This window comes from Burkholderia sp. MSMB2157WGS (assembly GCF_001532755.1).
In the GTDB taxonomy this organism is placed as follows: Bacteria; Pseudomonadota; Gammaproteobacteria; order Burkholderiales; family Burkholderiaceae; genus Burkholderia.
Map to the genome: position 1 here is coordinate 79,970 of NZ_LPJG01000015.1, position 23,484 is coordinate 103,453.

A 23,484-nucleotide genomic window follows, 5' to 3' on the forward strand; every position below is an offset into this window, starting at 1 on the left:
CCATGGATATTCGCAAACTGCAGCGCGTGATCGTCGACGCCCTCGAAGACGTCAAGGCGCAAGACATCAAGGTGTTCAACACCAGCCACCTGACCGAACTGTTCGACCGCGTGGTCGTCGCCTCGGGCACCTCCAACCGCCAGACCAAGGCCCTCGCGTCGAACGTGCGCGACAAGGTCAAGGAAGCCGGCGGCGACGTCGTCAGCTCCGAAGGCGAGGACACCGGCGAATGGGTGCTGGTCGACTGCGGCGACGCGGTCGTGCACATCCTGCAACCGGCGCTGCGCCAGTACTACAACCTCGAGGAAATCTGGGGCGACAAGCCCGTGCGGATGAAGCTCGGCGGCGGCAAGGGCAACGGCTTCGCCACGGCGAGCGAAGACGACGAAGAAGAGGAAGAAGCGCCCGCACGCCCGGCGCGCAAGACGGCCGCCCGGCGCCGCTAAGCCGTCACGCGTCTCCCGATGAAGCTTTTCATCCTCGCGGTCGGCCACAAGATGCCGGGCTGGATCGCATCCGGCTTCGACGAATACACGAAGCGGATGCCGCCCGAACTGCGCATCGAGTTGCGCGAAATCAAGCCTGAACTGCGCTCGGGCGGCCGCAGCGCCGAAAGCGTGATGGCGGCCGAGCGGCAGAAGATCGAGGCCGCGCTGCCGAAGGGCGCGCGCATCGTCGCGCTCGACGAGCGCGGCCGCGACTGGACCACGATGCAGCTCGCGCAGGCGCTGCCCGGCTGGCAGCAGGACGGCCGCGACGTCGCGTTCGTGATCGGCGGGGCCGACGGGCTCGATCCGGACCTGAAAGCGCGCGCCGACGTGCTGCTGCGCATCTCGAGCATGACGCTGCCGCACGGCATGGTGCGCGTGCTGCTCGCCGAACAGCTTTACCGGGCGTGGAGCATCACGCAGAATCATCCCTACCACCGCGCATGACGCGTCGTCCTCGAGACGCGCGCCGCGCGCGCTCAACGAGATAACGACACCATGCCGTCCAGCACGTCCCCCGCGCTTTTCCCGATCCTTTACCTCGCTTCGCAAAGCCCGCGCCGCCAGGAGCTGCTGCAGCAGATCGGCGTGCGCTTCGAGCTGCTGCTGCCGCGCCCCGACGAGGACGCCGAGGCGCTCGAGGCCGAACTGCCCGGCGAAACCGCCGACGCGTACGTGCGGCGCGTGACCATCGCGAAGGCCGAGGCCGCGCGCTCGCGCCTCGTCGCGAGCGGCAAGCCGGCCGCGCCGGTGCTGGTGGCCGATACCACGGTGACGATCGACGGCGCGATCCTCGGCAAGCCGGCCGACGCCGACGATGCGCTCGCGATGCTCACCCGCCTCGCCGGCCGCGAGCACGCGGTGCTGACCGCCGTCGCCGTGATCGACGCCGGCGGCGCACTGCTGCCGCCCGCGCTGTCGCGCTCGTCGGTGCGCTTCGCGGCCGCGTCGCGCGATGCGTACGCGCGCTACGTCGAAACCGGCGAGCCGTTCGGCAAGGCCGGCGCGTACGCGATCCAGGGCCGCGCGGCCGAATTCATCGAGCGAATCGACGGATCCCATTCAGGTATCATGGGTCTGCCCCTTTTTGAGACTGCCGCGCTGCTGCGTACCGCACGCGTCGCCTTCTGAACCGCACCATGAACGAAGAAATCCTGATCAACCTCACGCCGCAGGAAACGCGCGTCGCACTCGTCCAGCAAGGCGCGGTGCAGGAGCTTCACGTCGAGCGCACGCTGTCGCGCGGGCGGGTCGGCAACATCTATCTCGGCAAGGTCGTGCGCGTGCTGCCCGGCATGCAGTCGGCGTTCATCGACATCGGCCTCGAGCGCGCGGCGTTCCTGCACGTCGCCGACATCTGGCATCCGCGCCTCGCGGGCGAGCCGCAGTCGGGCGCGCCGCACCAGCCGATCGAGAAGATCGTGTTCGAGGGGCAGACGCTGATGGTGCAGGTGATCAAGGATCCGATCGGCACCAAAGGCGCGCGGCTGTCGACGCAGGTCAGCATCGCGGGACGCACGCTCGTCTATCTGCCGCAGGAGCCGCATATCGGCATCTCGCAGAAGATCGAAAGCGAGGCCGAGCGCGAGGCCGTGCGCGCGCGCCTGACGGCTGTGATCCCGCCGGACGAGAAAGGCGGCTACATCGTGCGCACGATCGCCGAGGACGCCACCTCCGACGAGCTGGCCGGCGACGTCACCTATCTGCGCAAGACCTGGGCGACGATCGTCGCGCAAGCGCAGCGGCTGCCGGCGACGAGCCTGCTGTACCAGGACCTCGATCTCGCGCAGCGCGTGCTGCGCGATTTCGCGAACGACGACACGACGCGCATCCAGGTCGATTCGCGCGAGACGTACCAGCGCCTCGCTGAATTCGCGGGCGAGTTCACGCCGGCCGTGAGCCCGAAGCTGCATCACTACACGGGCGAGCGGCCGCTGTTCGACCTGTACAACATCGAGACGGAGATCCAGCGCGCGCTGTCGCGCCGCGTCGACCTGAAGTCGGGCGGCTATCTGATGATCGACCAGACCGAGGCGATGACGACGATCGACGTGAACACCGGCGGCTACGTCGGCGCGCGCAATTTCGACGACACGATCTTCAAGACCAACCTCGAGGCCGCGCACACGATCGCGCGACAGTTGCGGCTGCGCAACCTCGGCGGGATCATCATCATCGACTTCATCGACATGGAGAACGCCGAGCATCGCGACGCGGTGCTGTCCGAGCTGAAGAAGGCGCTGTCGCGCGACCGCACGCGCGTGACGGTCAACGGCTTCTCGCAGCTCGGGCTCGTCGAGATGACACGCAAGCGCACGCGCGAATCGCTCGCGCACGTGCTGTGCGAACCGTGCCCGACCTGCCAGGGCAAGGGCCAGGTGAAGACGTCGCGCACCGTGTGCTACGACATCCTGCGCGAGATCCTGCGCGAATCGCGGCAGTTCAACCCGCGCGAGTTTCGCGTGATCGCCGCGCAGCAGGTGATCGACCTGTTCCTCGACGAGGAGTCGCAGCATCTCGCGATGCTGATCGACTTCATCGGCAAGCCGGTGTCGCTGCAGGTCGAGTCGAACCTGAGCCAGGAGCAGTACGACATCGTGCTGATGTAACGTTGCGCCCATCCGCCGCCGGCAGCGCCGCGCGGCGCCCCGATGCGGCGGCCGGGCCGTTCGCGTATGCCGCGCCAGCACCGCCGCCGCCCTTTCATCGATCCTTTTCGCATTCACCCCCAAACCATGAGCCAACGCCACAACCGCCGCCAGCGCAAGAAACTCCACATCGGCGAATTCCAGGAACTCGCGTTCAACGCCACCGCGCATTACCGCAACGACATGACCGACCTCGAACGCGGCCAGTTGATCGATGCGTTCATCGACTTCGTCGAAGCGAACGGGCTGCTGACCGTCGCGTCCGCGGACGAAGGCATCGGCGCATACGTGATCTCCGGCGCGCCGCGCGGCACGACGACCGACGCCGACCGCGAACTCGTGCGCGGATGGCTGGCCGCCCGTCCGGAGCTGACCGACGTCAAGGTCAGCGAATTCACCGACGCGTGGTATCCGGACGCCTGATTTCCCGGTTTCGCGCTGCGTCAAACGGTGCCCGAGCCTGCCCGCCATCGCGGCGAACCAGGCCGGCGCCGCCTCTTCCGGACGATCGTGACGGCCGCTCGCGTCGCCGGGCCGATGTCGCCGTCCGCGTATGGCGGCTCAGGCCCGTTGAGCCAGGGCGCCGGCGGCGCCTGCACCACGTCGTCGCGGCCCGGGCGCCGCGGCCGGACCGCCCTCCCCGCTCCCTTCCTTTCCCCCACGATCCGCTTGCAACCGGCCATCGAAATCGGACCTGAAAGCAAGACACGTTAAACTCTCACCTCGCGTGGTGCGCCGCCCGCACCCGCCATCCATCGCCAGCCGCGTGCCCTCGGGCCGCCCCCGACCCATGGAGTGAGTGTCAATGAGCGGCGGACTCCCGTTTCCCGCATCCCGCAAGTCGTTGCCGTCCTCGACGGTCTTCCTGATTCTCGCCGTCGCCGCGTTGCTGTCCGGCTGCGGGCTGCTGCCGGTCCAGAACCCGCCCGCGCCGATCAGCGAGGCGCTCGTCGAGCCCGTCGAGGAGACCGCCGGCGAGCCGCTGACGATGCCGCCCGTGCCCGCGCCGACGCAACCGGAGGAACCGGAAGCGCCGAAGAAGCCGCACCGCGAGGTGACGCGGCCGAAGCCCGTGCAGCGCCCCGAATCGCCGACCCCGCCGCCGCCGCCGCCCGCGCCGCTCGTCGCGACGCGCGCGCTCGACCGCACCCAGATCCATGCGCTGCTCGACAGCGAGGTCGCGCGCCGCAACGGCAAGGTGGTCGGCCGCGCGGTCGACATGGTGGTCGACGCGAGCGGCAAGCCGCGCGAGATGATCGTCAACCTGCAGGGCTTCATGGGGATCGGCGACCGCAAGGTCATCTTCCCGTGGAACGTGTTCCGCTTCACGCCGGGCGGCAAACAGGAGCCGATCGTGCTCGACGTGCCGTCGGGCGACCTGCCGCCCGCCGCGCGGCCGAAGGCGGCGCCGCTGTCGGGGTCGGCCGCGGCGTCGCCGGCGACGCGGCTGCCGATGCTCGACAGCGACGTCGAGCGCCCGAACGGCACGAAGATCGGCCGCATCGTCGACGTGCTGATCGACCGCGGCGCCCAGCCGCAGGCCGTCGTGCTCGACCTCGGCGGGCTCGTCAATACCGACCGCCGTTCGATCGCCGCGAGCTGGGGCGCGCTGCGCTTCGTCACGCGCGACAAGGCGCTGCACCCGCAGCTCGACCTGAACGACGCCCAGATCAAGGCATCGCCGCCGTACGCGGCAGACAAGCCGATCGTCGCCGTCTTCCCGCCTGTCGCCCCGGCCGCGCCGGCATCGTCTGCGAGTGCCATCCGATGACGATCAAGCATTCCGTCAGCGTTCGCAGTCTGCGCTCCCTCGACTGGCTCAACTTTTTCGTTGCAAACGTTCAAACCGGGTTCGGTCCGTTCATCGCGTCCTATCTCGCGTCGCACAAGTGGACGCAGGGCGAGATCGGCATGGTGCTGTCGATCGGCACGATCAGCGCGATGGTCAGCCAGGTGCCGGGCGGCGCGGCCGTCGACGCGCTGAAGAACAAGAAAGGCGCGGCCGCGTGGGCGATCGCGGCCATCATCCTGTCCGCGGTCCTGCTCGCGTCGAGCCCGACGATCGTGCCGGTGATCGCCGCCGAGGTGTTCCACGGCTTCGCGAGCTGCATGCTGGTGCCAGCGATGGCCGCGATCTCGTTCTCGCTCGTCGGCCGCGCCGATCTCGGCGACCGGCTCGGCCGCAACGCGCGCTGGGCGTCGATCGGCAGTGCGGTCGCGGCGGGCCTGATGGGGCTGACCGGCGAATATTTCTCCGCGCGCGCGGTGTTCTGGCTGACCGCCGTGCTGGCGCTGCCCGCGCTGTTCGCGCTCGCGATGATCCAGCCGACGCACGAGGTGATTCCGCAATCGTCGAAGCACGACGACGCCGACGAAGGCGAGGAACGCGAAACGCTGCTCGAGCTGCTGCGCGACCGTCGGATGCTGATCTTCGCGGCCTGCGTCGTGCTGTTCCACCTGTCGAACGCTGCGATGCTGAACCTCGCGGCCGGCGAAGTCACTGCCGGGATGGGCGAGAACGTGCAGCTCGTGATCGCCGCGTGCATCATCGTGCCGCAGGCGATCGTCGCGATGCTGTCGCCGTGGGTCGGCCGCTCCGCGCAGCGCTGGGGACGCCGGCCGATCCTGCTGCTCGGCTTCTCCGCGCTGCCGGTGCGCGCGCTGCTGTTCGCCGGCGTCAGCAGCCCGTACCTGCTCGTGCCGGTGCAGATGCTCGACGGCATCAGCGCGGCCGTGTTCGGCGTGATGCTGCCGCTGATCGCGGCCGACGTCGCGGGCGGCAAGGGCCGCTACAACCTGTGTATCGGGCTGTTCGGGCTCGCGGCCGGGATTGGCGCCACGCTCAGCACGGCCGTGGCCGGCTACGTCGCCGATCACTTCGGCAACGCGGTCAGCTTCTTCGGGCTCGCGGCCGCCGGCGCGCTCGCGGTGCTGCTGGTCTGGCTCGTGATGCCCGAAACCCGCGTCGAGAACGGCGACGCGACGGCCGCCGAACCGGCGGCCGCCTCGCCCGAACAGGCGCATTGACGGCGGCGCGCCGCCGCTACCCGCTTCTTGGCCGACGCACGATGGATACGATCAGGACACTCAACGAAGCCCGCCAGCAGATCCAGCAGTCGATCTTCGATCTGTTCAAGGGGTTGTCATTCGGCGAGCGGCTCGCGCAAGGCGCGCTGATGGCGCTGCAGGCCGTCTGCGGCGCGTGCCTCGCGTATGCGATCGGCCGCGCGATGCATACCGAGCAGGCCGTGTGGGCGGCGATCACCGCGATCGCCGTCACGCAGCACAACTACTCGGACACGATGTCGCTGTCGCGCGACCAGTTCATCGGCGCGATGGTCGGCGGCATCCTCGGCTTCGCCGGTGCGGCGTTGGGCGGCGATCGCCTCGTCGCGTATGCGATCACGGTCGCGGTCGCGATCGTCTGCTGCTGGTGCCTGAACGTCGGCAGCGCCGCACGGCTCGGCGGCGTGACCGCGACGATCGTGCTGCTGTTCCCGGGCAACGGCCCGCTGTGGGACGTTCCGCTGATCCGGCTCGGCGAAGTGACGCTCGGCACGGTGTGCGCGCTGGGCGTGTGCTGGCTGATGTCGAGAATCGAGCGGCGCTGGTTCCGCCGCGCGGCGGCAAAGTGACGCTGGGAGCCGGCGGCCCGGCGCGCATCGCGGCATCGCGATCCATGCCGGGCCGCGGGCCGGATCAGTCGCCGATCCGCAGCACGATGCCGGAACCGATCTGCACCAGCAGGTGATCCCCGCCGACGCCGACCCATTGATAGCCGCGCGGTGGTGGGCTCAGATGATAGCCACGCCAGTCGTCGATCACGTATTGGCGATCGCGGAACTCGGGAGGAAGCCGGTCGCCCTTGTGCCACTCGCGGCGCGGCTGGTCGGCCCAGCGCGGCGGTACGTCGTCGTCGCGATGCATCGCGTGGCCGGGCGGCACGTGTTTCGGGCCATGGCCGTGCTGCATCCCGTGGCCGCCGCGGTCATCGCGATTGTCGTGGTCCTGCGCCATTGCCGCGGTAGCCGCGCAGCCTGCGGCGATCAGTGCGGCCAGCATCATGCCGTGCATCCTCTTCATTGTCCTTCCCTCCGTGGTGTCACGTCGAACAAGAAACGACCGGGACTGCCCGACGAAGACTAGCACACGGCATCGCGGCCGCCTCACCGCGCGTTACGCCGCCTGCTGCTGATACTGGATCCGGTGCAGGTGCGCGTAGAGGCCGCCGTGGCGCAGCAGCTCGTCGTGGCTGCCCTCTTCGACGATCTTGCCGGCCTCGAGCACGAGGATGCGGTCCGCGCGCTCGATCGTCGACAGCCGGTGCGCGATCACCAGCGTCGTGCGGCCTTCCATCAGCCGCTCGAGCGCGGCCTGCACGTGGCGCTCCGACTCCGAATCGAGCGCCGACGTCGCTTCGTCGAGGATCAGGATCGGCGCGTCCTTGTAGATCGCGCGCGCAATCGCGAGCCGCTGGCGCTGGCCGCCGGACAAGCGCATCCCGTTGCCGCCGACCAGCGTATCGAGCCCGTCGGGCATCGCGGCGACCGCATCGGCGAGGTTCGCGGCCTCGAGCGCGGCCTGCACGCGCGCGCGGTCGGGTGTCTGCCCGTAAGCGACGTTCGCGGCGATCGTGTCGTTGAACAGCACGACGTCCTGGCTGACCATCGCCATCTGGCTGCGCAGCGCGTGGAGATCGTAGTCGGACACCGGCACGCCGTCGACCAGGATCGTGCCGTCCGTCGGGTCGAAGAAACGCGGCAGCAGGTTCACGAGCGTCGTCTTGCCGCTTCCGGACGGGCCGGCCAGCGCGATCATTTCGCCCGGCGCGACCTTGAACGAGATGCGGTCGAGCGTCGGCCGTTCGGCCGCGCCGTAGTCGAACGACACCGCGCGGAACTCGATCTCGCCGCGCGCATGCGGCAGCGGCCGGCCGCCGCCCTGCGGCTCGGCCGGCTCGTCGATCAGCCCGAAGATCAGCTCGGCGGCCGTCATCCCGCGCTGTAGCGGCTGATTGACGTCGATCAGGTGCTTGAGCGGCGAGATCACCAGCAGCATCGACGTGACGAACGCGACGAAACCGCCGACCGTCGTCTGGTCGTTCGACGACTGCACGACCGCGATCGTGATCACGACCGCGAGCGCGATCGACGCAAGGAACTGCGTGAGCGGCTGCGCGAGGCCGCCCGAGATCGTCATGCGCATCGCGTAGCCGCGCAGGCGCTTGCTCATCGTCGTGAAGCGGTCCGTCTCGTACGCTTCGCCGTTGTGCACCTTGACGACCTTGTAGCCGCCGACCGTCTCCTCGACGATGTACGACAGCTCGTTGGTCAGCGTCTGGTGCTCGCGGTTCAGGCGACGCAGCCGGCGGTTGATCTTGCTGACGAGCCAGCCGATGCCCGGCAGGATCACCGCGACGATCAGCGTGAGCCGCCAGTTCAGGTAGAACAGGTAGCCGAGCAGGAAGATCACGGTCAGCGAGTCGCGCACGAGCGTGACCATCACGCCCGTCAGCACCGACAGGATCTGGTTGACCTCGAACACGATCGCGTTGATCACCGTGCTCGCGGTTTCGCGCTGGAAGAACGACGCGCCGGTATGGATCATCCGCCGGAACATCTCGAGCCGCAGTTGCAGCAGGATGCGGTTCGATACGTAGTTGAGCAGGTAATTCGACGCGTACTGCGACACGCCGCGCACGAGCGCGAGGCCGATCACCGCGATCGGCACGTACCATTTCGCGCGGTCGCTGCCGTGCGAGCCGAAGCCGTGGTCGAGGAGCGGCTTGAGCAGCGCCGGGATACCGGCTTCGGTGGCCGCGACGACGCCCATCGTCACCACGGCGAGCACGACGATGCCGATGAGCGGCCGGATATACGGCCACAGGCGCTTGAGGACCGTCACCGGCGAAGTGCCGCTGCCGTCCATCGGTTTGCGAAGAGTGTTCTGGGTTTCCAAGGCAATCCTTCTTGAGCCGCGATGCGGCGCCCGGCGCGTGGCCGCCCGGGTGTGCGCCCTGGTCGGGCGAGTGCCGAAAAGGGCTCAACATTATAGCTGCACCGCCCCCGCCGGCACGGTCGGCGCCGATGCTGCCCGCGGCCGCCCCGAAGGTATACTGCCGCTCACCGTTTTCTCCGCCTTTCCGACGATTTCATGGCTGAACCCTCCCTCGGCGTCGCCCTCATCGCCCTCAACGCATCCGCGCGGCTCGCGCAGTGTCTCGATGCGCTGTCGTTCGCCGACGATATCGTCGTCATCGACGGCGGCAGCACCGACGATACCGTCGCGATCGCGCAGGCGCACGGCGCGCGCGTGATCGTCGAGCGCGACTGGCCGGGTTTCGGGCCGCAGAAGAACCGCGCGCTCGACGCGCTCGGCACCGACTGGATCCTGTCGCTCGATACCGACGAAGTGGTCACGCCGGAACTCGCGCAATCGATCCGCGACGCGATCCGCGCGCCGGCCGCGCAGGTCTATGCGCTCGACCGGCTGTCGAGCTTCTGCGGCCAGTGGATCCATCACAGCGGCTGGTATCCGGACTGGGTGCCGCGGCTGTTCCGGCGCGGCGCCGCGCGGTTCTCGGACGATCTCGTGCACGAACGCCTCGTGTTCGAGACCGCCGCGCAGCGCCTGCCCGGCAAGCTGATGCACTACTCGTACGAGGATTTCGAAACGGTCGTGCGCAAGCTCGACGCGTATTCGACGGCCGGCGCGCGCCAGCGCCGCGCGGCCGGCCAGCGCGGCGGCTTCGGCAAGGCGCTCGGCCGCGGCGCCTGGGCGTTCGTGCGCACCTACGTGCTGCGGCGCGGGTTCCTCGACGGCCGCGCGGGCTTCATGATCGCCGTGTTCAACGCGGAAACCGTGTATTACCGCTTCCTGAAGCTCGGTCACGAACCGGCCCGCTAGGCACCCGCCGGCGCGCGGCCGGCCCGGCGTTACAATGCCGGGTTGCGCGCACCGCGCGTGCCCGCCCGAACGGCTGCGCCGCGCGCCGCCCGCCACGACGACCACCGAATCCGACCGCCATGTTCTCCATCATCATCCCGACCTGGAACAACCTGCCGTACCTCAAGCTCGTCGTCGACAGCCTGCGCCGGCATTCCGCGTACGACCACCAGGTCATCGTGCACGTAAACGACGGCTCGGACGGCACGCTCGACTGGGTGCGCAGCGAAGGGATCGAACACACCGCGTCGCCGACCAACATCGGCATCTGCCATGCGGTCAACCTGGCCGCCGCGCGCGCCGTGCGCGACTACGTCGTCTACATGAACGACGACATGTTCTGCTGCCCGGGCTGGGACACGGCGCTCGTGCGCCGCATCGAACGGATGCCGACCGACCTGTTCATGCTGTCCGGCACGATGATCGAGCCGGTCGACACGCGCAATCCGTGCGTGGTCGTCAGCGATTTCGGCCGCGACGCCGAGCAATTCGATGCGGCGGGCCTCGTCGCCGCGACGCCGAAGCTGGCGCGCGCGGACTGGCTCGGCTCGACCTGGCCGCCGACGCTCGTCCACCGCGACTGGTGGAACCGCATCGGCGGCTACAGCAGCGAGCTGTCGCCGGGCATGAGCAGCGACAACGACTTCTCGATGAAATTCTGGGACGCCGGTTGCCGGATCTTCATCGGCGTCGGCGACAGCCTCGTGTATCACTTCCAGCAAAAGAGCACCGGCAAGATCGTCAAGAACGACGGCCGCCGTCAGTTCCTGAACAAATGGGGCATGACCCAGGCGACGTTCGATCGCTACTACCTGCATCGCGGCGAGCCGGCAGGCACCCGCATCGCGCTCGATACGCCGGCCGTGGAAGGCCGCCTCAAGCGCGCGCTGCTGCGCTCGCGGATCAAGCGCGCGTTCAGCTGATCGGGCCCCGAAAACCGCACGGAAACCTGTCCTGCTTCGCGTATACTGCGCCGTTCGTCCCGGGTCTCTCGCCGGGGGCGCGACGCGGCGCGGTGCACGCCGTTCGCGCGCCGCATTCGTCCATACGCCAGGTTCCGATGCTTTCGTTTTCCACTCCCGCCACGCGGCGCCTGACCGCCGCCCGTGCATTCGCCGTCGCCGCGCTCTGCATGGTGCCCGTCTCGACCGCGCTGACCAACGTGTTCTGCGGGCTGTTCGCCGTCGCGCTCGTGATCTCCCCCGAATTCTGGCGCAACCTGCGCTCGCTCGTCGCCGACCCGGCTTCGCTCGCGGCGCTGCTGATCCTGGCCGCGCTGGCCGTGAGCGTCGCCTATACGGTCGCGCCGCACAACAAGGCGTGGAACTGGGTCGCGAAGTACGACAAGCTGCTGCTGCTGCCGTTCGCCGTGCTCGCGTTCCGTCATTCGAACTGGGCGCCGATCGTGCGGCGCTGCTGGTTCGCCACGCTGTGCGCGATCCTGCTGCTGTCGACGACCAACTACCTCGGCCTGACCGCGATCGGGCCGGCGCATGCGACCCAGTTGCCGCTGTCGCGCGCGTGGGTGTTCAAGAACCATATCGCCGCCGGCATGTTCGGGGCGTTGCTCTTTTACCAGGCAGCCGATCTCGCGCTGGCGGCCCGCACGATGCTGTCCCGCGCCGCGTATGCGGGCGTCGCCGCGTGGTCGCTCGTCAACGTGTTCGTGATGCTGCAAGGGCGCACGGGGCAGGTCATCGCGCTGTTGCTGATCCTCGTCGTCGCCGTGCGTTTCGTGCTGCTGCTGCGCCGGCGGTCCGCGTTGCGCGCAGGGCTCGCCGCCGGCGTGCTCGTCCTCGCGGGCGCCGCGCTCGTGGTCGCCGCCTGCACGGTTCACAACGGCCGGCTGACGAAGGTCGTGACGGAAGTGCAGCAATACCGGCAGAGCGATGCGGCCACGTCGACCGGGCTGCGCCTCGAGTGGTACAAGAAGGGGCTCGAACTGTATCGCCAGCGCCCCGTGCTCGGCTACGGCGCAGGCGGCCTCGAATCCGAATTCGAGAAACTCACGGCCGGCAAGACGGCGGCCGAAGGCCAGCTCACGTCGAACCCGCACAACGAATATTTGCTGATGGCCGTGCAACTCGGCTCGCTCGGCGTGCTGCTGTTCGTCAACCTGATCGTGCAGATCGCGCGCGGCAGCCGTGCGCTCGATCCGCGCTCGCGGCACTTGCTGCTCGCGTGGCTCGCGATCTTCGCAATCGGCAGTCTCGCGAATTCGCTGTTGCTGGATTTCGCCGAAGGGCACCTGATCGTGCTGCTGGCCGGCATCCTGCTCGGCTGCAGCGAGCGCAGCGAAGCGCTGCCGCGCGAAACGTCGGCGATCCGACGCAGCGTGTAACACCCGCCGGCCTACGTTCCGCTGCCCACGCCGACCGGTTCGGCGGCAGCGGACCTCCGCACAGTCGATGCGGGCGAGCCGCGTGGTTCTCCGCGGAACGAAGCCCCAGGCCAACGAAGAAAAACGCGCGTTTGCCGGGCGTCAATCGGGTCCGGCGCGGCCCAGCCGCGACGTGTCGACGATGACGTCGGCCGGACCCGGCGGATTCAGCCCGAGCATCTCGGCAGCCGCGGCCTTCACGCGCTGCGCCCCAAGATGGACGAGGCAGTCGCTGCGGCTGTCGACATGACGCTCGCAGCCTTCGTGCCGGCACGGCACGCAATCCCCCTCCCCTTGCAGCAGCCACACGTTCCCGTGCCGGCCCGAGCCGCGCAGCGGCCACGGATTCTCGGTCGCGGGCCAGTGCTGCGGCCACGGCCCCCAGCGCACGGGGTCGGACGGCCCGAACAGTGCAATCGTGTCGGTGCCGGTCGCGGCCGCGACGTGCGTCGCGCCGGTGTCGGGCCCGATGAAGAGCCGCGCGCGCCGCACGAGCTCCGCGCTCTCGCCGAACGTCAGGCGCCCGACCAGGTTCAGCACGTCGCCGCCCGCCTCGGTCGCGACCTGCTCCGCATACTCGCGCTCGCGGTCGGCCGGGCCGCCCGACAGCGCGACCGCGAAGCCCTGCTCGCGCAGCCAGCCGATCATGTCGACCCAGCCATCGAGCCGCCATTGCTTGTAACGGAACATCGGATACGGATGCAGCACGACCAGCGGCTTGCCGGCGCGGATCGCGGGCGACTCGGCGAGCCACGCGTCGAAACGCGCGCGTCGCGCGGGATCGTCGCCGATGCCGGGTGCGACGACCTCGGATACCGGCTCGATGCCGATCACCGGCGCGAGTGCGAGCGTACTGACGACCGTATGCGCGGATTCGTGGTGATTGATCGCGATCCCGTTCAGCATCATCCGCGCGAGCCACGTGACACGGTTCGGGTCGACCAGACCGACCCGCTTGCGGCCGGCGAACCAGCTATAGAAACGCGGCCGGTCGGAACTCAGCGCCGCGCACGCGAGATCGTAGCGGCGCCATATCGACAGCGCGTCGCGCAACCGCTCGCGAAACCCCGCGCGCTGCGCGACCACGATCACGCGCCGCACGTCCGGATTGTGCTCGAGCACGCCCTCGGTGCCGCGAAACACCAGCATGTCGATCTGCGCGTCCGGCCAGCGGGCCTTCAGCGATCGGACGAGCGGCGTCGTCAGCAGCACGTCGCCGATACGGCGCGGCGCGGCAACGAGGATGGTTCGGGGCGGACGGGCGGAAGAAAACAGGGCCACGGCGATCGTCTGGCTGGCTGAACAAGGCTGGCAATGTACAGGATTTTGCAGCAGCCGGCGCGGCGTCGCGCACCGGCCGCGCCGGCTGCCGCGATGCGGCCCCGCCCGCGGGGGCGTCGTGCGGTACGCGGCCGCACGGCGCGCACGGCACTACGAAGCGGTCGTGACGATCGCGGCCGCCGTGGCGGCGGCCGGCGGCTCATGCTTCGCATCGGCCGCAGCGTCGTCGCGATGGCCGGCCTGCGGCAGCAGATGGCGCACCGCGCGCTCGACCGCATCGACGCCGATCGCTTCGACGGTCGGGCCCGCGCGCAGGATCACGTGCGGCACGCCAAGCGGATGCCAGCGCAGGTATTTCTCGGGACGGTCCTCGAACAGCGCGGCCACCGGTACGCCGAGCGCCGACGCAAGATGGACGGGTGCGCTGTCGGCCGAGACGATCATATCGAGCAGGCTTGCGGCCGCCACCAGTTCGGCGATCGACGCAGGTGCGACATGCCGTGCATTCACGTCGCGCCATACTTCGTCTTCGACAGCCCGGCCGACGGCCGGATCGCGAAACACGATCACGTCGGCGATCGGTGCGAGCCGCTCGCCGAGGTCGCGCCAGCGGTCGGCCGGCCAGCGGCGCTCGACCGCCTTGTTCGACACGAACAGCCCGATGCGCGGCTTCGTCCGCCGGCCGAGCAGGCGATGCCACGCCTCCTGCAGCGTGGGATCGGGATGCACCGACAGCTCGAGACCGTCGAGATCGGCATCGCCGAGTTCGGGCACGAGCCGGAAGCCCGACAACGCTTCATGGCACATCGGCCGCTGCGCGACATGCTCGGGCTTGCGATCGTCGAATTCGGTCCTGGCATCGTGCCAGCGGCAATCCTTCGCGCGAAGCTGGCGCGCGAACTGCATGCTGCTGCGATGCATGCCGCCGTTCGGCACGATCACGAGGTCGAACCGCAAGCGGCGCAGACGGCGCACGAGCCGCAACCGGTCGAAGAATGCGCGCATCCGCCCCGGACGGTCGTTGCGCTCGCACTGACGGCTGTACACGTAGGTGTGGATCGCGTGCACGTTCGGGTTTCCGGCCAGCGCGGCCGCGTTGTAGCGGTTCGCGACCACATGCAGCTCCGCGCCCGGCCAACGCGCCTTCAGCGCGCGGAGAAACGCCGTCGTGCACAGCATGTCGCCCAGAAAATCAATCCGGATCACGAGGATCCGCTGCGTCGGGTTCCCATTGGCCATGGTCATGTGGTGACAATCCGCTTTTTATCGTCGAGACGGGCCGTTCCACGGCATCCCGTTCGGGGACTACACCGCCGCGCGTTGCCGCACCCCGCATGGATCCGCCCCTGTTTATTCGCGCGCCACCGGCGCGGCGTCGCTCGCCGCGCGAACCCGCGGCAGGCGCGGCGTTCGGACGGTCAGCGCGGGATTGTATAGCGTCCGGATGGCCAGCCCAAGTCCGATTACCGTCGCACGTAAAAACGGCCCGCCGCACCGCACGATGGCGATGCGACGGGCCGCCTGGACGCGACACCCGCCGAAGCGGGCGCGGTCAGTACGTGATTTCGACGACGCTGCCGTCGAACGCCGCGCGCAGCTCCGCCAGCAGCACGTCGCTCGGCTTCACGCGCCATGCGTCGCCCAGACGCATTTCGCCCTGCGCGCGTGCGTTGCTGTAGTGGATCTGGACTGCAAGCCCGTTCGGCAGCGGCGGCGGCGGACGCCGACCGCCATCGCGGCCGCCGCCGCGCGGCGCGGGCGCGTCGACCGCGTTCGCCGCGGCCGGATCGTCCTTCGACACGTGCGGCTCGAGCACGCGGCGCAGCGCGAGCGCGTCGGCGTTGCCGTTCATCGTCAGCCGCACGGCCTGCGCATAGCGGCTGCGCGCGCGTTCAAGATCCATCACGGTATCGGCCGTGAAGCGAATGCCGCCGGTGAACGCGTCGTTGCGCGCCTGCCCCTGCACGATCAGCAGCTCGTCCTCCTTGAACAGCGCCTTGTTCGCCTCGAACTGCTCGTTGAAGATCGTGATCTCGCACTGGCCCGTGCCGTCGTCGAGCAGCGCGATCAGCATCTTGCCGCGCTGGGTCATCTGCGTGCGCAGCGACGCGATGATGCCGGCGACGAGCTTGTCGCGCCCTTCCTTCAGGTCACCGATCTTCTGCCGCACGAAGCGGCGCACTTCGTCGCGATACGCGTCGAACAGGTGGCCGGACAGGTAGAAACCGAGCGCGGCCTTTTCTTCCTGCAGGCGACGCTTGTCGTCCCACGCGGGTTCGTCGACGAGCGCATGCGCATGCGGCGACTCGGCGCCCATGTCGAACAGGCCCGCCTGCATCGCATTCGCTTCGGCCTGCTCGGCCGCTTCCATCGCGAGCGGTACCGACGCGATCAACTGCGCACGGTTCGGGTTCAGCGAATCGAACGCGCCGGCGCGAATCAGCGCCTCGACCGTGCGGCGGTTGACCACACGCCGGTCGATCCGCTCGCAGAAGTCGAACAGGTCGGTGAACGCCTTTTCCTCGCGCGCACGCAGGATTTCCTCGATCGCGTTCTGGCCGCTGCCCTTCACCGCGCCGAGACCGTAGCGGATCGTGCGCGAGCGCTTGCCGTCGGCTTCCGCGACCGGCTCGAACCGGTAATGCGACTGGTTGATGTCCGGCGGCAGCACGACGAGGTTGTTCACGACGCAGTCGTCGAACAGGATCTTCACCTTGTCGGTGTCGTCCATCGCGAGCGTCATGTTGGCCGCCATGAATTCGGCCGGATGGTGCGCCTTCAGCCACGCGGTGTAATACGCGAGCAGCGCATACGCGGCTGCGTGCGACTTGTTGAAGCCGTAGCCCGCGAACTTCTCCATCAAGTCGAAGATCTCGTCGGACTTCTCGCGCGTGAGGCCGTTCTTCGCCGCACCCTCGGCGAAGATCTCGCGATGCTTGGCCATCTCCTCGGGCTTCTTCTTGCCCATCGCGCGACGCAGCAAGTCCGCCCCGCCGAGCGAGTAGCCGCCGATGATCTGCGCCATCTGCATCACCTGCTCCTGATAGACCATGATGCCGTAGGTCTCTTTCAGGACGGGTTCGACGCGCGGATCCGGATAGTCGACCTTCTCGCGCCCGTGCTTGCGTGCGCAGAAGCTCGGAATCAGGTCCATCGGGCCCGGACGGTACAACGACACGAGCGCGATGATGTCCTCGAAGCGGTCGGGCTGCGCATCCTTCAGCATGCCCTGCATCCCGCGGCTTTCCAGCTGGAACACCGCGACCGTGTTGGCCTTCTTCAGGATCTGGAACGAGGCCGGATCGTCGAGCGGCACCTGCGCGAGCGACCAGTCGGCCTTCGACGGATCGAGACGGCGGATGTAGCGCTCGGCCCAGTCGAGGATCGTCAGCGTCGTGAGACCCAGAAAGTCGAACTTCACGAGGCCGACGGCTTCGACGTCGTCCTTGTCGTACTGGCTGACCACGCCGCCGTCGTCGCCCTGCGTGTACAGCGGGCAGAAATCGGTCAGCTTGCCGGGCGCGATCAGCACGCCGCCCGCGTGCATCCCGACGTTACGCGTGAGGCCCTCGACGCGCTGCGCGAGATCGAGCAGCTGGTGCACTTCGTCCTCGTGGTCGTAGCGCTCCTGCAACTGCGGCTCTTCCTTCATCGCGTCGGCAATCGTCACGTGCTTGCCGGGCTTGAACGGGATCAGCTTCGCGACGCCGTCGGTGAACATGTAGCCGAGGTCGAGCACGCGGCCGATGTCGCGCACGGCCGCCTTCGCGGCCATCGTGCCGAACGTGGCGATCTGCGATACGGCGTCCGCGCCGTATTTCTCCTTCACGTACTGGATCACGCGATCGCGGCCGTGCTGGCAGAAGTCGATGTCGAAGTCGGGCATCGACACGCGTTCCGGATTCAGGAAGCGCTCGAACAGCAGGTTGTAGCGCAGCGGATCGAGGTCGGTAATGCCGAGCGCGTACGCGACCAGCGAGCCGGCGCCCGAGCCGCGGCCCGGGCCGACCGGCACGCCGTTGTTCTTCGCCCAGTTGATGAAGTCCGCGACGATCAGGAAGTAGCCGGGGAAGCCCATCTTCGTGATGGTCCCGCACTCGAATTCGAGGCGCTTGTAGTACGTGTCGCGCTGCGCGTCGCGCTCGGCTTCGACCGGATACAACTGCGCAAGGCGGGTCTCGAGCCCTTCCTTCGACAGCTGGACGAGGTAGTCGTCGAGCGACATGCCGTCCGGCGTCGGAAACAGCGGCAGTTTCGGCTTGCCGAGTTCGAGCTTCAGGTTGCAGCGTTTCGCGATCTCGACCGTGTTCGCGATCGCCGACGGCAGGTCGGCGAACAGCGCGACCATGTCGTCCTGCGTGCGGAAATACTGGTCGGTCGTGAAACGCTTCTGGCGCCGCGGGTTCGCGAGGATGTCGCCTTCCGAGATGCACACGCGCGCCTCGTGCGCGGTGAAATCGTCGTCCGTCATGAACTGCGTCGGGTGCGTCGCGACGACCGGCAGCTTCAGCGACGCGGCGAGCGTCGCGGCCTGCTGGATGTACGCCTCGGCGCCCGGCTGGCCGTAACGCTGCAGCTCGATGTAGAAGCCGCCCGGAAACACCCGCGCCCAGCGCTCGGCGTGACGGCGCGCGGCGTCTTCGTTGCCCGCGGCCAGCGCGAGCCCGATATCGCCCTGCTGCGCGCCCGACAGCGCGAGCAGCCCCTGCGCGCGCTCGCCGTCGAGCCAGCTCGCGTCGAGTTCCGCGCGGCCGCGGTACTGGTTCGTGAGCCACGCCTTCGACAGCAGCTCGCAGAGATTCAGGTAACCGACCTTGTCCTTGACCAGCAGCAGCAACCGCGACGGCTTGTCGCGGTCGTCGGGATTGGCGATCCAGACGTCGCAGCCGGCGATCGGCTTGATGCCCTTGCCGCGGGCTTCCTGGTAGAAACGGACGAGACCGAATGCGTTGCCGAGATCGGTGAGCGCGAGCGCACCCTGACCGTCCGCGGCCGCCGCCTTGACGATGTCGTCAATGCGCACGATGCCGTCGGCGATCGAGAATTCGGAGTGAACGCGAAGATGGACGAAGCGAGGATCTGACATGGGCGCTATTGTAGCCGCGTCGCCGCGCAGGCTGCCCAAAAAATGCCCGCTTCGGCCGTTCGGCCGATGCACGCGGCGACGCGTCGCGCGGTTGGCCGATCGGCCGGGTACCGATGCCCGCGCCGTTTGCGGGATAATACGGTTTTTCGAATCAACGCCCCGGCTTCGCACCCTTTTTTGCGGGCCCGCCGTGCGGCCGTTTTCCCGTCGGACCATCATGACCATCGTCAACCTCGCCGCCTACCACTTCGTCTCGCTCGACGCGAACGAACAATGGCGCCCGCTCGTCACCGCCCGCTGCAACGAACTCGGGCTGCGCGGCACGATCCTGCTTGCGCCGGAAGGCATCAACCTGTTCATCGCCGGCACGCGCGAAGCCACCGACGCGTTCATCGCATACATCCGCCACGATCCGCTGTTCGAAGGCAAGTTCACGACGCTGCAGTTCAAGGAAAGCCTGTCCGACTCGCAGCCGTTCCGCCGCATGCTCGTGCGCCTGAAGCGCGAGATCATCACGATGAAAAAGCCCGCGATCAAGCCGGAACTCGGTCGCGCGCCGTTCGTCGACGCCCGCACGCTGAAGACGTGGCTCGACCGCGGTCACGACGATACGGGCCGCCCGGTCGTGATGCTCGACACGCGTAACGCGTTCGAAGTCGACGTCGGCACGTTCGACAACGCGCTCGACTACCGGATCGACAAGTTCAGCGAATTCCCGGAAGTGATCGACGCGCATCGCGCCGACCTCGAGGGCAAGACGGTCGTGTCGTTCTGCACCGGCGGCATCCGCTGCGAGAAGGCCGCGATCCACATGAAGGAAATCGGCATCGAGAACGTGTACCAGCTCGAAGGCGGGATCCTGAAGTACTTCGAGGAAGTCGGCGGCGCGCACTATCACGGCGACTGCTTCGTGTTCGACTACCGCACCGCGCTGAACCCGCAGCTCCAGCCCACCGACAAGGTCACGTGCTTCGCGTGCCGCGCGGTCGTCACGCCGGAAGCGCAACAATCGCCGCACTACGTGCCCGGCAAGTCGTGCCCGGCCTGCGCAACGGCGGCCAGCGCCGCGTAACCGCGCGTCGCACCGCGCCCCGCCGATGAACCACGGCTATCGCGGCCGCTTCGCGCCATCGCCCACCGGCCCGCTGCACTTCGGCTCGCTGGTCGGCGCGCTCGCGAGCTGGCTCGACGCACGCGCGCACGACGGCATCTGGCTCGTGCGCATCGAGGATCTCGACGGCCCGCGCACGGTGCCCGGCGCGGCCGACGACATCCTCGCGACGCTCGCGCATTTCGGCATGACGCCCGACGAGCGGCCCGTCTGGCAGAGTACGCGCGACGCGGCCTACACGGCCGCGCTCGAGCGGCTCGTCGCGGCGGGGCTCGTGTATCCGTGCGGCTGCACGCGCAAGGAAATCGCCGATTCGCTGCGCGCCGCCCACGAACGCCACACGACGCTCGCGTATCCGGGCACCTGCCGCACCGGCCTGCACGGCAAACCCGCGCGCGCATGGCGGCTGCGCGTGCCGGACGGCGACGACGCGCTCATCGCGTTCGACGATCGCTGGCAGCGCACGCAATCGCAGAACCTCGCGACCGAAGTCGGCGATTTCGTGCTCAAACGCGCGGACGGCCAATGGGCGTATCAGCTCGCGGTCGTCGTCGACGATGCCGACGCCGGCATCACGCACGTCGTGCGCGGCGCCGACCTGCTCGATTCGACCGCGCGCCAGATCCATCTGCAGCGCTGCGTCGGCGTGCCGACTCCCGCGTACCTGCACGTGCCGGTCGTCGTCGACGCCAACGGCGAAAAGCTCAGCAAGCAGACCGGCGCGACGGCGCTCGAACGCAACGATCCGCTGCCGGCGCTGCGGGCCGCGGCCGCGCATCTCGGACTGTCGAACGATGGCGATCTGCCGAGCCAAACGATCGACGCGTTCTACGCGGCCGCCACCGATGCGTGGGCGCGTCGCTTCGGGCCGCGCGCCGGTTGAATCGCCGGCGGGACTCCGGTCCATGCCGACGACGTTCCTGCATCCGTCGGCGTCGAATCCGATCGCATGAAAGCGTGACGCAGGCCTGAGCGCTCCGTCCGCTACCGTCGTTGCGCAATGCGCAACGGCATCGCATCGAAATATCCGCCCCCGCGCGGCACGCAATCGCCCGCGCACGCACGCCCTGCCCCGATCGCATCGCCCAATGAAAAAACGGGCACATGCTCGTCGCATGTACCCGCCTGTCCGGCAGCGCTCCCGCGCCGCCCTGCCGCTTCGCCCGGCTTACGCCGACGGCTTGCGCGGCATTCCGAACCCGCCGAGCAGCGCGGCGACCTGACGCTTCGGCCCTTTCTTCTCGGGCTGCTGCGCGGCCTGCGTGTCGTCCGGCTGCTTCGCCGGCGCCGACGGCTCGTACGGTTTCAGGAAGAAATCGTCGACGGGCGCTTCGTGCCGGCGATGATGGCCGCCACGCTCGGAACTGCCCGAGCGGCGACCCGCTGCACCGCGATGCTCGTCGCGCTCGCGCCGGCCGCCCCGTTCGCCACCGCGCTCGCTGCTGCGCTCGCCGCCGCGCTCGTCGTGACGCTGGCGCGCGGGCTTGTCGAGCTTGAGCGTCTGCACTTCGAGCGGACGCTTGATCAGCTTCTCGATATCGGCGAGCTGCTTGCGCTCGTTCGGGCTGCACAGCGACAGCGCGTCACCCGTCGCCCCGGCGCGACCGGTACGGCCGATCCGGTGCACGTAGTCTTCCGCGCTGAACGGCAGGTCGAAGTTGATCACGGCCGGCAGCTCGGCGATGTCGAGACCGCGCGCGGCCACGTCGGTCGCGACCAGCGCCTCGATTTCGCCGCGCTTGAACGCGTCGAGCGCCTGCATCCGCTCGATCTGCGTCTTGTCGCCGTGAATCGCCGACGCGACCACGCCGTCGCGCTCGAGATTGCGCGCGAGGCGGCTCGCGCCGATCTTGCTGTTGCAGAACACGATCACCTGCTTGAGGCCGCGATCGCGCAGCAATTGCACGACGGCCGCCTGCTTGTCGCCTTCGGCGACGTCGTAGACGATCTGCGTGACGTTCGCGTTCGTCGAATTGCTGCGTGCGACTTCGATCGTCTGCGGGTTGCGCAGATAGGTCGACGCGAGCTTCTTGATTTCGCCCGAGAACGTGGCCGAGAACAGCAGCGTCTGACGCTCCTTCGGCAGCAGGTTCAGGATGCGCTGCAGATCGGGCAGGAAGCCCATGTCGAGCATCCGGTCGGCTTCGTCGAGCACGAGGATCTGGACCTGGCCGAGGTTCGCCGTCTTTTGCTGCACGTGGTCGAGCAGGCGGCCCGGCGTCGCGATCAGGATCTCGACGCCGCGGCGCAGTTCGGCCGATTGCGGGTTCATGTCGACGCCGCCGAACACCACCGCGCTGCGCAGCGGCGTGTGCTTCGCATACGCGTGCACGTTCGCGGCGACCTGGTCGGCGAGTTCACGCGTCGGCGTGAGAATCAGCGCCCGCACGGGATGGCGCGCCGGGGACGCGCTCGTATTGGCTTGCGGCAGCAGACGCTGGATGATCGGCAGCGAGAAGCTCGCGGTCTTGCCGGTGCCCGTTTGCGCGGCGCCCATGACGTCGCGGCCGGCGAGCACGACCGGAATGGCCTGAGCCTGAATCGGCGTCGGCGTCGTATAGCCCTGCTCCGCAATGGCTTTCAGGATATCGGCGGCAAGGCCGAATTGGTCGAAGGTTGCGTCGACGGGCTTGGCGACAGAATCGGACATGGTGGCGTTTCGCTCAAAAGGCGCGGCGGGGACATCGTGCGTCAGGCCGGCCGGGCCTGCGCTCATCACAATTCGGAAATAGACGGAGCCGCGGCGCGCCGCGCGGCGCCGCTCTGGTGCTTGGGACCGGTTCGATGCGAACGCCGGACGCCAGGCCGTGCGGACTCCGTTCGGCGCGAATGCCGGCGGAAAGGGCCGTATTGTAGCACCGTGCGCGCATCTGTCCGTGACAACGCCGCGAACGGCTGCGACCGCGGCTCGCGCGGCGTGCCTGTCCGCCCCGCGCGACCGGGCGATTGGCCGATCGGACTATCCGTATCGGCCAGCGAACCATATTAGGGGCTCGATCCTGGAATCCCGCACCGGCATGCCCGCCGCCCGGCCGTCAACCCGACGGCAGGTCACGCAGGCGAATACGCGCTGCGCGCGCGTCCGCCGCTCAGCCCTTCTTCTTTTTCTTCTCGACCTGCACGCAGTCGCCCAGCAGCGGCGGCGACTGCGGGTCGGCGATCTCGTCGCGCAGCGTCGCTTCCTTGCCCTTCGTCCACCAGGTATAGCGGCCGGCCTGGTAGCGCGCGCCCGACGCCGACACCGTATCGACGAACAGCATCTGCTTGCCGTCCACCGGCACGAGCGCGAAGCTCTGGCCGTTGCCCGCGAGCCAGTACGACACGCGCACCGGCTGCTTGTGGTTCGCGCACTGGTAGAGGGTTTGCTGGCGCGCGTCGGCGTCGATCTCCTCGACGGTCAGTTGCGCGGCGTGCGCGACCGAAACGGCGGTGCCGGCGAGCGCAAGCGCGGCGAGGGTGTGGCGAATCATGCAGGTCCTCTCACGAGACGTTGGAAACGCGCCCTTGCGGGACGCGCGGTTATTGTTTGCAGGATCGGCGGGGAA

Annotated in this window: 20 protein-coding genes; 13 read left to right on the top strand and 7 right to left on the bottom strand. The window is 68.6% G+C overall.

The annotated features are described in order from the left end of the window. The first annotated feature begins 2 nt into the window (after positions 1-2). The 8 genes from rsfS (at position 3) to WT53_RS10310 (ending at position 6,771) form a co-directional block, all read left to right on the top strand. The gene (gene rsfS / locus WT53_RS10275; protein WP_006484266.1) at positions 3-446 is read left to right on the top strand and encodes a ribosome silencing factor; all 444 of its coding nucleotides are present in this window, start codon (positions 3-5) and stop codon (positions 444-446) included. A gap of 18 nt (positions 447-464) precedes the next feature. Continuing rightward, positions 465-935: a 23S rRNA (pseudouridine(1915)-N(3))-methyltransferase RlmH gene (rlmH, locus tag WT53_RS10280; RefSeq protein ID WP_034208007.1), complete on the top strand. Its 471-nt coding sequence runs from the start codon at positions 465-467 to the stop codon at positions 933-935. A 51-nt stretch (positions 936-986) separates the two neighbouring features. Beyond that, positions 987-1,619 (top strand): nucleoside triphosphate pyrophosphatase, encoded by a 633-nt coding sequence (locus WT53_RS10285; protein ID WP_034208008.1) that lies wholly within the window; start codon positions 987-989, stop codon positions 1,617-1,619. 8 nt (positions 1,620-1,627) lie between these two features. Next, positions 1,628-3,097: a ribonuclease G gene (gene rng / locus WT53_RS10290; protein ID WP_034208009.1), complete on the top strand. Its 1,470-nt coding sequence runs from the start codon at positions 1,628-1,630 to the stop codon at positions 3,095-3,097. Positions 3,098-3,223: 126 nt separating this feature from the next. Continuing rightward, a complete protein-coding gene (locus WT53_RS10295) occupies positions 3,224-3,559 on the top strand; it encodes a YggL family protein (protein WP_034208010.1) in 336 nt (111 codons plus the stop codon). A gap of 382 nt (positions 3,560-3,941) precedes the next feature. Next, positions 3,942-4,907, top strand: coding sequence for a PRC-barrel domain-containing protein (locus WT53_RS10300; protein ID WP_034208011.1), 966 nt, complete (start codon positions 3,942-3,944; stop codon positions 4,905-4,907). Further along, positions 4,904-6,163, top strand: coding sequence for an MFS transporter (locus tag WT53_RS10305; protein WP_034208012.1), 1,260 nt, complete (start codon positions 4,904-4,906; stop codon positions 6,161-6,163). Before WT53_RS10300 ends, WT53_RS10305 begins: the two co-directional genes overlap by 4 nt. 41 nt (positions 6,164-6,204) lie before the next feature. Further along, positions 6,205-6,771 carry an aromatic acid exporter family protein gene (locus WT53_RS10310; protein WP_034208013.1) on the top strand — a complete coding sequence of 189 codons (567 nt, stop codon included), beginning with the start codon at positions 6,205-6,207 and terminating at the stop codon, positions 6,769-6,771. A 64-nt stretch (positions 6,772-6,835) separates the two neighbouring features. Here WT53_RS10310 and WT53_RS10315 read toward each other — a convergent pair whose 3' ends face one another. Then, entirely contained in the window at positions 6,836-7,219 is a 384-nt protein-coding gene (locus WT53_RS10315) for an RcnB family protein (RefSeq protein ID WP_034208014.1), read from the bottom strand. Between the two features lie 93 nt (positions 7,220-7,312). Then, entirely contained in the window at positions 7,313-9,064 is a 1,752-nt protein-coding gene (gene msbA / locus WT53_RS10320) for a lipid A export permease/ATP-binding protein MsbA (RefSeq protein ID WP_034208015.1), read from the bottom strand. A gap of 225 nt (positions 9,065-9,289) precedes the next feature. Between msbA and WT53_RS10325 the strand changes: the two genes are divergently transcribed. The 3 genes from WT53_RS10325 (at position 9,290) to WT53_RS10335 (ending at position 12,422) form a co-directional block, all read left to right on the top strand. After that, entirely contained in the window at positions 9,290-10,042 is a 753-nt protein-coding gene (locus tag WT53_RS10325; protein WP_034208016.1) for a glycosyltransferase family 2 protein, read from the top strand. 119 nt (positions 10,043-10,161) lie between these two features. Beyond that, a complete protein-coding gene (locus WT53_RS10330) occupies positions 10,162-11,004 on the top strand; it encodes a glycosyltransferase family 2 protein (protein WP_060259581.1) in 843 nt (280 codons plus the stop codon). Positions 11,005-11,141: 137 nt separating this feature from the next. Continuing rightward, positions 11,142-12,422: an O-antigen ligase gene (locus WT53_RS10335; protein WP_060259584.1), complete on the top strand. Its 1,281-nt coding sequence runs from the start codon at positions 11,142-11,144 to the stop codon at positions 12,420-12,422. A 141-nt stretch (positions 12,423-12,563) separates the two neighbouring features. On the opposite strand, the gene WT53_RS10340 is transcribed toward WT53_RS10335, so the two are convergent. The 3 genes from WT53_RS10340 to dnaE all read right to left on the bottom strand — a co-directional run bounded on the left by WT53_RS10340 (position 12,564) and on the right by dnaE (position 18,828). After that, positions 12,564-13,742, bottom strand: coding sequence for a glycosyltransferase family 9 protein (locus WT53_RS10340; protein ID WP_060259587.1), 1,179 nt, complete (start codon positions 13,740-13,742; stop codon positions 12,564-12,566). A gap of 150 nt (positions 13,743-13,892) precedes the next feature. Continuing rightward, positions 13,893-14,981, bottom strand: a complete 1,089-nt coding sequence (locus WT53_RS10345) for a glycosyltransferase family 9 protein (protein ID WP_060259590.1) — start codon at positions 14,979-14,981, stop codon at positions 13,893-13,895. Between the two features lie 313 nt (positions 14,982-15,294). After that, positions 15,295-18,828, bottom strand: a complete 3,534-nt coding sequence (gene dnaE / locus WT53_RS10350) for a DNA polymerase III subunit alpha (protein WP_059825039.1) — start codon at positions 18,826-18,828, stop codon at positions 15,295-15,297. Between the two features lie 217 nt (positions 18,829-19,045). Here dnaE and WT53_RS10355 point away from each other — a divergent pair, with 217 nt between their 5' ends. Beyond that, positions 19,046-19,900: a sulfurtransferase gene (locus WT53_RS10355; RefSeq protein ID WP_060259593.1), complete on the top strand. Its 855-nt coding sequence runs from the start codon at positions 19,046-19,048 to the stop codon at positions 19,898-19,900. Between the two features lie 25 nt (positions 19,901-19,925). Further along, positions 19,926-20,822, top strand: coding sequence for a tRNA glutamyl-Q(34) synthetase GluQRS (gene gluQRS, locus WT53_RS10360; RefSeq protein ID WP_060259596.1), 897 nt, complete (start codon positions 19,926-19,928; stop codon positions 20,820-20,822). Between the two features lie 285 nt (positions 20,823-21,107). Here the strand turns inward: gluQRS and WT53_RS10365 are convergent, their stop codons facing one another. Further along, the gene (locus tag WT53_RS10365) at positions 21,108-22,655 is read right to left on the bottom strand and encodes a DEAD/DEAH box helicase (RefSeq protein WP_034208023.1); all 1,548 of its coding nucleotides are present in this window, start codon (positions 22,653-22,655) and stop codon (positions 21,108-21,110) included. Positions 22,656-23,028: 373 nt separating this feature from the next. After that, positions 23,029-23,409, bottom strand: coding sequence for an MliC family protein (locus WT53_RS10370; RefSeq protein ID WP_034208024.1), 381 nt, complete (start codon positions 23,407-23,409; stop codon positions 23,029-23,031). Between the last annotated feature and the right edge of the window lie 75 nt (positions 23,410-23,484).

Excerpts from the sequence above, each read along its gene's own strand:
- rsfS (WP_006484266.1), top strand. The coding sequence starts at position 3 with ATGGATATTCGCAAACTGCAGCGCGTGATCGTCGACGCCCTCGAAGAC.
- rlmH (WP_034208007.1), top strand. The coding sequence starts at position 465 with ATGAAGCTTTTCATCCTCGCGGTCGGCCACAAGATGCCGGGCTGGATC.
- WT53_RS10285 (WP_034208008.1), top strand. The coding sequence starts at position 987 with ATGCCGTCCAGCACGTCCCCCGCGCTTTTCCCGATCCTTTACCTCGCT.
- rng (WP_034208009.1), top strand. The coding sequence starts at position 1,628 with ATGAACGAAGAAATCCTGATCAACCTCACGCCGCAGGAAACGCGCGTC.
- WT53_RS10295 (WP_034208010.1), top strand. The coding sequence starts at position 3,224 with ATGAGCCAACGCCACAACCGCCGCCAGCGCAAGAAACTCCACATCGGC.
- WT53_RS10300 (WP_034208011.1), top strand. The coding sequence starts at position 3,942 with ATGAGCGGCGGACTCCCGTTTCCCGCATCCCGCAAGTCGTTGCCGTCC.
- WT53_RS10305 (WP_034208012.1), top strand. The coding sequence starts at position 4,904 with ATGACGATCAAGCATTCCGTCAGCGTTCGCAGTCTGCGCTCCCTCGAC.
- WT53_RS10310 (WP_034208013.1), top strand. The coding sequence starts at position 6,205 with ATGGATACGATCAGGACACTCAACGAAGCCCGCCAGCAGATCCAGCAG.
- WT53_RS10315 (WP_034208014.1), bottom strand. The coding sequence starts at position 7,219 with ATGAAGAGGATGCACGGCATGATGCTGGCCGCACTGATCGCCGCAGGC.
- msbA (WP_034208015.1), bottom strand. The coding sequence starts at position 9,064 with ATGGACGGCAGCGGCACTTCGCCGGTGACGGTCCTCAAGCGCCTGTGG.
- WT53_RS10325 (WP_034208016.1), top strand. The coding sequence starts at position 9,290 with ATGGCTGAACCCTCCCTCGGCGTCGCCCTCATCGCCCTCAACGCATCC.
- WT53_RS10330 (WP_060259581.1), top strand. The coding sequence starts at position 10,162 with ATGTTCTCCATCATCATCCCGACCTGGAACAACCTGCCGTACCTCAAG.
- WT53_RS10335 (WP_060259584.1), top strand. The coding sequence starts at position 11,142 with ATGCTTTCGTTTTCCACTCCCGCCACGCGGCGCCTGACCGCCGCCCGT.
- WT53_RS10345 (WP_060259590.1), bottom strand. The coding sequence starts at position 14,981 with ATGGCCAATGGGAACCCGACGCAGCGGATCCTCGTGATCCGGATTGAT.
- dnaE (WP_059825039.1), bottom strand. The coding sequence starts at position 18,828 with ATGTCAGATCCTCGCTTCGTCCATCTTCGCGTTCACTCCGAATTCTCG.
- WT53_RS10355 (WP_060259593.1), top strand. The coding sequence starts at position 19,046 with ATGACCATCGTCAACCTCGCCGCCTACCACTTCGTCTCGCTCGACGCG.
- gluQRS (WP_060259596.1), top strand. The coding sequence starts at position 19,926 with ATGAACCACGGCTATCGCGGCCGCTTCGCGCCATCGCCCACCGGCCCG.
- WT53_RS10365 (WP_034208023.1), bottom strand. The coding sequence starts at position 22,655 with ATGAGCGCAGGCCCGGCCGGCCTGACGCACGATGTCCCCGCCGCGCCT.
- WT53_RS10370 (WP_034208024.1), bottom strand. The coding sequence starts at position 23,409 with ATGATTCGCCACACCCTCGCCGCGCTTGCGCTCGCCGGCACCGCCGTT.